The organism is Ligilactobacillus sp. 110_WCHN, from assembly GCF_030518115.1.
In the GTDB taxonomy this organism is placed as follows: Bacteria; Bacillota; Bacilli; order Lactobacillales; family Lactobacillaceae; genus Ligilactobacillus; species Ligilactobacillus aviarius_C.
Genome location: NZ_JAULLI010000013.1, coordinates 44,033 through 50,993, shown reverse-complemented (window position 1 = coordinate 50,993; position 6,961 = coordinate 44,033). Strand labels below are relative to the sequence as shown.

7 protein-coding genes are annotated in these 6,961 nt (G+C 42.6%); 6 read left to right on the top strand and 1 reads right to left on the bottom strand.

The annotated features are described in order from the left end of the window. The gene (locus tag Q3C15_RS05860; RefSeq protein WP_283579966.1) at positions 1-282 is read right to left on the bottom strand and encodes a hypothetical protein; all 282 of its coding nucleotides are present in this window, start codon (positions 280-282) and stop codon (positions 1-3) included. Between the two features lie 112 nt (positions 283-394). Here Q3C15_RS05860 and Q3C15_RS05855 point away from each other — a divergent pair, with 112 nt between their 5' ends. The 6 genes from Q3C15_RS05855 to Q3C15_RS05830 all read left to right on the top strand — a co-directional run bounded on the left by Q3C15_RS05855 (position 395) and on the right by Q3C15_RS05830 (position 6,954). Further along, positions 395-931 (top strand): dUTP diphosphatase, encoded by a 537-nt coding sequence (locus Q3C15_RS05855; protein ID WP_302704617.1) that lies wholly within the window; start codon positions 395-397, stop codon positions 929-931. 15 nt (positions 932-946) lie between these two features. Next, complete coding sequence (gene radA / locus Q3C15_RS05850) at positions 947-2,317, top strand: DNA repair protein RadA (RefSeq protein WP_302704616.1); 1,371 nt, start codon at positions 947-949, stop codon at positions 2,315-2,317. Positions 2,318-2,332: 15 nt separating this feature from the next. Beyond that, the gene (locus Q3C15_RS05845) at positions 2,333-3,448 is read left to right on the top strand and encodes a PIN/TRAM domain-containing protein (protein ID WP_283579968.1); all 1,116 of its coding nucleotides are present in this window, start codon (positions 2,333-2,335) and stop codon (positions 3,446-3,448) included. A gap of 130 nt (positions 3,449-3,578) precedes the next feature. Continuing rightward, complete coding sequence (gltX, locus tag Q3C15_RS05840; RefSeq protein ID WP_057826794.1) at positions 3,579-5,069, top strand: glutamate--tRNA ligase; 1,491 nt, start codon at positions 3,579-3,581, stop codon at positions 5,067-5,069. Positions 5,070-5,134: 65 nt separating this feature from the next. After that, on the top strand, positions 5,135-6,541 hold the full coding sequence (gene cysS / locus Q3C15_RS05835) for a cysteine--tRNA ligase (protein WP_278852256.1): 1,407 nt from the start codon (positions 5,135-5,137) through the stop codon (positions 6,539-6,541). After that, positions 6,541-6,954, top strand: coding sequence for a Mini-ribonuclease 3 (locus Q3C15_RS05830; protein WP_086427368.1), 414 nt, complete (start codon positions 6,541-6,543; stop codon positions 6,952-6,954). Before cysS ends, Q3C15_RS05830 begins: the two co-directional genes overlap by 1 nt. Positions 6,955-6,961 lie beyond the last annotated feature (7 nt).

Below are 6,961 nucleotides of genomic sequence, written 5' to 3'. Positions count from 1 at the left end.
TTAAATTGAGTGAAGTGGTTTGGCTAAATATGAATTAAATTCAGGATGGTGGTTGAAAAATTCAAGGGCTTCAGGCCAAAGCGGGATAATTTGCAGATCATCGGCTTTGAAGTGCTGAATAAAGTCCTGAATTAATTTAATTTTCAAACTTTGGTCATCTTTGACCCACACCCGTTCAATAACATAGAGGGATGAAGGTGAAAAATGACGGAATCCAAGATTAGCGATCATTTCATCGTTCTCCTGGTAGATCAGTTCATTTTCATTCCAAATCGTTTCCATAATTTAACCTCCACTTACCATAAAGTTTAGCATATTCGCGCCAATAAAGTTATCCATATTCAAGTTTTTAATGGTATGATTAATAAATAAGAATGAGCAGAGGAGAATTACTATGAATCGTGGTTTTGAAGTTGTTTCACGTTATCAAAATGCAGGGCTGACGTTGCCGCAAAGAGCAACTCAGCATGCTGCCGGCTATGACTTTTGTGCAGCCGAAGATTTTGTTCTTCCAAGCATTTGGAAATTGAATTTTGTTAAAATTTTTAAAGCATTACGGGAGCAAAAGTCCCTTACTGATCAAGATTATGAAGATGCCAATCATGTTTTGAAACCATACCTTGTTCCAACGGGGATCAAGGCTTATATGGGCGATGATGAATTTTTGATGTTGGCGAACCGTTCAAGTTCACCATTAAAGCACGGCATCGTTCTTCCCAACGGGGTTGGAATCGTGGATGCCGATTATTACGGCAATGCAAATAACGAAGGCGAAATTTTCTTCCAATTAGTGAATTTTGGGGTCCGCGATCAAGTGATCAAAAAGGGTGAACGGCTTGGTCAAGGAATTTTTATTCCATATTTAACAAGTGATAATGAACAAGCTCCGCAAATGAAACGGACCGGAGGCTTTGGTTCATCAGGAAAATAAATAGGATGATTGAAAATGGCAAAAGCAAAAACACAGTATGTATGTCAGGAATGCGGGTATGTTTCCCCCCGTTATCTTGGTCGGTGTCCGAATTGCGGGGCATGGAATTCCTTAATTGAAGAGGTTAAAGAACAGCCGTCAGCAATTAAGCAGAAACCTCACATGACATTTGCAGGCAACGAAGTTAAACCGCAACTGATCGATGAAGTTTCAACTTCGGAAACGCCGCGGGTCAAAACGCAATATGAGGAATTTAACCGGGTGCTTGGCGGCGGCGTGGTTCCGGGCTCCCTTGTGCTGATCGGTGGGGATCCTGGGATTGGGAAGTCAACGTTGTTGTTGCAAGTTTCCGGCCAATTGGCTCAAACCCAAAAGGTACTGTATGTTTCAGGTGAAGAAAGTGCAGTTCAGATCAAATTACGGGCTAACCGGCTGGGTGTCGGCGGTAATAACTTTTACCTGTATCCAGAAACGAATATGGATCGTATTCGGCAAAATATCGAAGAGTTAAAACCAGATTATGTCATTATTGATTCGGTTCAAACCATGCAGGAGCCGGAGATGACTTCGGCAGTCGGCAGCGTTGCCCAGATTCGTGAAGTAACATCCGATTTGATGAAAATCGCGAAAACGAACGGCGTAACGGTTTTTGTTGTTGGTCACGTTACCAAAGGCGGCGCAATTGCTGGTCCGAAAATTTTGGAACACATGGTTGACACGGTGCTTTATTTTGAAGGCGACCAGCACCGGGCTTATCGGATTTTACGAGCAGTTAAAAACCGGTTTGGTTCGACAAATGAAATCGGAATTTTTGAAATGAAACAGGGTGGCCTGGTTGAAGTTGCGAACCCATCTGAAGTTTTTCTTGAAGAGCGGCTCCGTGGTGCAACTGGTTCCTCGGTGGTCGTTTCGCTTGAAGGAACGCGCCCGATTTTAGTTGAGATCCAAGCCCTGGTAACCCCAACGGCTTTTGGAAATGCTAAACGAACAACAACGGGGCTTGATCATAACCGCGTGGCTTTGATCATGGCGGTGCTTGAAAAGCGGGCCGGTCTGTTGTTACAAAATCAGGATGCATATTTGAAAGCGGCCGGCGGAGTGAAACTTGATGAACCGGCGATTGACCTTTCAATTGCAATCAGTATTGTTTCCAGCTACCGTGATGCAGAAACGTCGCCGACAGATTGTTTTATTGGTGAACTCGGATTAACGGGGGAAGTTCGGCGGGTTAACCGCATCGAACAACGGGTTGCTGAAGCCGCCAAACTGGGTTTCAAACGTGTTTTTATTCCGAAGAATAATCTTGATGGCTGGCAGATTCCAGATAATATTCAAGTTGTGGGGGTTCAAACCCTTGCGGAAACATTGAAAATGGTTTTCAGATAGGAAGAAGGTGAGATTATGCGGAAAAAGTTGATTCGCATTGCATTAATGATTTTAGGAATCGGTGCCGGATATTCATTCTTGCCGGCAGTTTGGGCAACATTTCATATTCACAATCCGTGGTTGGCAAATGCGCCAATGGATATGATGATTGGATTGATCGTCTTTACGTTGCTTTCATTTTTGCTTGTTGATCCATTTGACCGGATAATCGATCGGATTGAAGAGAATTTACTACACCAGCAAACAGATAGTTTGCTTTCAGAAGTAATCGCGATTATTTTAGCGTTGATTTTGGGCTTTTTGATTACGACCCCACTGACGCGGTCGCATTCGCTTTTCGTGAATGCCTTTTTGCCGATTGCAATTTTAATTTTATTGGGGTATCTCGGTTTTGTGGTCGGTCGTTCGCGGACGCTGGAATTCCGGAATCTTTTTAATCGCAAAAAGAAGGAAAAAAATTCACCGGATGGAACGGTTTTGGAACGCAAGGCCGGACAGAATTTTTACCACTATAAATTACTGGATACCAACATTTTGATCGATGGGCGAATCTATGATCTGGCCAAAACCGGTTTTCTTGAAGGAACTCTGGTCGTGCCCAACTTTGTATTATATGAGCTTCAATACATTGCTGATTCCGGTGATAGTATCAAGCGGGTTCGCGGTCGGCGCGGCCTGGACATTTTGAATAAATTACGGGCTGAAAAAATTGTCCCAATTGAAATGTATGATGGCGATTTTGATGATATTCAAGAAGTTGATAGTAAGTTGATCAAACTGGCGAAACTGATGGACGCTGAGATCATTACGAACGATTATAATTTAAACAAGGTCAGCGAGTTTCAAAACGTGCGGGTCTTGAATATCAATCAGTTAGCGAAGTCATTGAAACCGCGGGTCATTCCGGGTGAAAAATTACAGGTCACGATCATCAAAAACGGGACTGAACGGCAACAAGGGGTTGCATACCTTGACGATGGAACGATGATCGTGGTTGAAGACGGAAAATTCTTCATGAATAAAATGGTTGAAGTTGAGGTTACAAGTGCAATTCAAACGGATGCCGGTCGAATGATCTTTGCGAAATTGGCTCATTCCAAACGCGAACTGAATGAAAAAAATGATAATTAATGATGAAGCATTTATTTTTTTAAGATTTCATTGTAAAATTAAACGGTAAATATTTATAAATAAGAACGGCAAAGCGTGATCGCGGTTTGTTGCAGCTTTAGATAAAAATAACAAGGAAGAGGCGCTATTAATGGCTAAGAATAAAGTCAGAGTGCGTTACGCACCAAGTCCAACAGGACACTTACACATTGGAAATGCTCGAACAGCATTGTTTAACTATCTTTTTGCTCGGCATAACAAAGGAACTTTCGTTTTACGGATCGAAGACACTGATACAAAACGGAATGTTGCTGATGGTGAAAAGAGCCAAATGGAAAACTTAAAGTGGCTTGGAATCGACTGGGATGAAGGTCCAGACAAGCCAGGGAAGTATGGTCCATATCGTCAATCAGAACGGAAAGACATTTATCAGCCATTAATTCAAGAATTGCTTGATAAGGGCTTAGCATATGAATCATACATGACCGAAGAAGAACTTGAAAAGCAACGTGAAGAACAAAAGGCACGTGGCGAAGCTCCCCGGTATGTTTATGAATATGAAGGAATGTCGGATGACGAAATCAAGGCAAGTCAAGAAGCTGCACGGGCAAAGGGCATCAAGCCGGTTATTCGGATTCACGTTCCGCACAACAAGACATATGAATGGGATGACATCGTAAAGGGCCACATCAGTTTCCAATCAGACACGATTGGCGGCGACTTTGTCATTCAAAAACGGGACGGAATGCCAACTTACAACTTTGCGGTTGTTGTTGACGATCACATGATGGAAATCACCCACGTTTTGCGGGGTGACGACCACGTTGCTAATACACCAAAGCAATTGGTTGTTTACGAAGCCTTTGGATGGGAAGCTCCTCAATTTGGTCACATGTCATTGATCATTAATTCAGAAACCGGGAAGAAGTTAAGTAAGCGGGATGAAACGGTTCTTCAATTTATTGAACAATACCGTTCACTTGGTTACTTACCAGATGCAATGTTTAACTTCATTACATTGTTAGGCTGGTCACCAGTTGGCGAATCAGAAATCTTTAACCAACGGGAATTCATCAAGATGTTTGATCCAAACCGGTTAAGCAAGTCACCTGCTGCTTTTGATATTAAGAAACTTGAATGGATCAACAACCAGTACGTCAAGGCTGCAAACTCAGACGTAATTGCTGATTCGGCATTGAAGCAATTGATCAAGGCAGGTAAGGTCGAAGAAAACCCAGACACAATGAAGATCGAATGGGCACGTCAATTGACAAGCTTATACAAACAACAAATGTCATACACGGGTCAAATCGTTGAAATGGCTGATGTTTTCTTCAGTGAACCAGATAAGCTGGATGATGCTGCTAAGGAAGAACTTGCAGTTGAAACGGCACCGGTTGTATTAAAAGAATTTGCAGAACGCGTAAAGAAGCTGCCAATTTTTGATGCAACTGAAATTCAAAACACGATCAAAGCAATTCAAAAGGAAACCAAGATTCGCGGACGGCAATTATACATGCCGATTCGAATTGCCACAACGCGCGCAATGCACGGTCCGGACCTCGCACCATCAATTGAATTGCTTGGACGGGAAAAGGCATTGAAGCACCTTGAACAAACATTAAAGGAAATTGGTGCTTAGTGAAGGCAAATATTTGATAAAAGAGGGCGGACATTGTCACCCTCTTTTGTGTACAGGAGAGCAAAATGCAGATTTACAATACATTAATTAATCAAAAAGAAGAATTTAAGCCGATCCACCCGGGCAAGGTCATGATGTATGTTTGCGGGCCAACCGTTTACAACTACATTCATATCGGTAACGCCCGGAGTGTGGTTGCGTTTGATACTGTTCGCCGGTATTTAGAATACAAGGGCTTTGATGTTCAGTACGTTTCAAACTTCACGGATGTTGATGATAAGCTGATCAAGGCAAGTCAGGAAACTGGAATGACAGTCCCTGAATTAGCAGATAAATACATCAAAGCATTTTATGAAGATATTGATGCGTTAAACGTTAAACGGGCAACGTTAAATCCGCGCGTAATGGAAAATATGGATGAGATCATTGCGTTTATTAACGAATTAGTTCAAAAAGGCGCTGCCTATGCTGTTGACGGTGATGTGTACTTTAAAACCCGCGAGTTTAAGACTTACGGGAGACTTTCAGGCCAATCGATCAACGACCTTGAACAGGGCGCAAGCGAACGGGTAACGGATGAAGAACAAGCCAAAAAGCGTGATCCGCTTGACTTTGCTCTTTGGAAAAAGGCCAAACCGGGTGAGATTGCCTGGGATTCACCGTGGGGAAAGGGCCGTCCGGGATGGCACATTGAATGCTCGGTGATGGCAACTAAGTATCTCGAAGACACGATCGATATTCATGCTGGCGGGGCTGACCTTGAATTTCCACATCATGAAAATGAAATTGCCCAAAGTGAATCCAAGACAGGACATAAATTTGTTAATTACTGGATGCATAACGGGTTCGTAACGATCGGCAAGGAAAACGAAAAAATGAGCAAATCGCTGGGAAACTTTGTTACGGTTCATGACCTGGTAAAGAAGGTCGATCCGCAAGTAATTCGGTTCTTTATGGCAACAACGCATTATCGGCGGCCAGTTCAATATACAGAAGAAAACCTTGCCGAAGCCAAGACAAACCTTGAAAAGTTGACAACGGCTTACCGAAACCTTGATTACCGGATGAAGGATGCCAGTGAAATCTCAGTTGATGAAGCGGTTCAGCAACAATTTGAACAATTGGTCAACGACTATGAAAAGGCAATGGACGATGATTTTAACGTTCAAAATGCGATGACTTCGCTCTATGAATTTGCTAAGTTAATGAATGTTTACGCTGAAAAGGAGCAGGTTTCAAAGGATCTTGCCAAGGCAATGTTGGCGAAGTTTGAAGCATTGACCCAAATTATCGGAATCAAGATGCCGAAACAGGAATTACTAGATGAAGAAATTGAAAAGTTGATTCAAGAACGAACCGAAGCCCGGGCAAATAAAGACTATGCCCGCAGTGATGAAATTCGGGATGAATTGAAGTGCCAAGGAATCATTCTTGAAGATACTGCGCAAGGAACACGGTGGAGAAGAGAATAATGGCAATTGCAGATTATAATCAGATGAACGGAATTGCGCTTGCGTATATTGGCGACGCAATTTATGAAGTGTATGTCCGGCAGCATTTGCTTCAAAAGGGACTTACCAAACCAACTAAGTTGCACCATATCGCAACCCGGTATGTTTCGGCAAAGGCCCAAGCGTTTTTGGTCGGACGAATGGAAGATCAACACCTTCTGACAGAAGAAGAACAAGAGTATTTTAAGCGCGGCCGGAATGCGAAAAGTCATACATCAGCCAAAAACACATCGGTGATGACTTATCGGATCTCGACGGGATTTGAAGCCCTTTTCGGCTACTTATATTTAAGTGAACAAAAGGATCGGTTAGATGAAATAGCAGCATGGTGTATTAAAACGGTTGAGGAGGAAAATTTAAGTGGCTCAAAGTAATACAAAT

Excerpts from the sequence above, each read along its gene's own strand:
- gltX (WP_057826794.1), top strand. The coding sequence starts at position 3,579 with ATGGCTAAGAATAAAGTCAGAGTGCGTTACGCACCAAGTCCAACAGGA.
- Q3C15_RS05830 (WP_086427368.1), top strand. The coding sequence starts at position 6,541 with ATGGCAATTGCAGATTATAATCAGATGAACGGAATTGCGCTTGCGTAT.
- Q3C15_RS05855 (WP_302704617.1), top strand. The coding sequence starts at position 395 with ATGAATCGTGGTTTTGAAGTTGTTTCACGTTATCAAAATGCAGGGCTG.
- cysS (WP_278852256.1), top strand. The coding sequence starts at position 5,135 with ATGCAGATTTACAATACATTAATTAATCAAAAAGAAGAATTTAAGCCG.
- radA (WP_302704616.1), top strand. The coding sequence starts at position 947 with ATGGCAAAAGCAAAAACACAGTATGTATGTCAGGAATGCGGGTATGTT.
- Q3C15_RS05860 (WP_283579966.1), bottom strand. The coding sequence starts at position 282 with ATGGAAACGATTTGGAATGAAAATGAACTGATCTACCAGGAGAACGAT.
- Q3C15_RS05845 (WP_283579968.1), top strand. The coding sequence starts at position 2,333 with ATGCGGAAAAAGTTGATTCGCATTGCATTAATGATTTTAGGAATCGGT.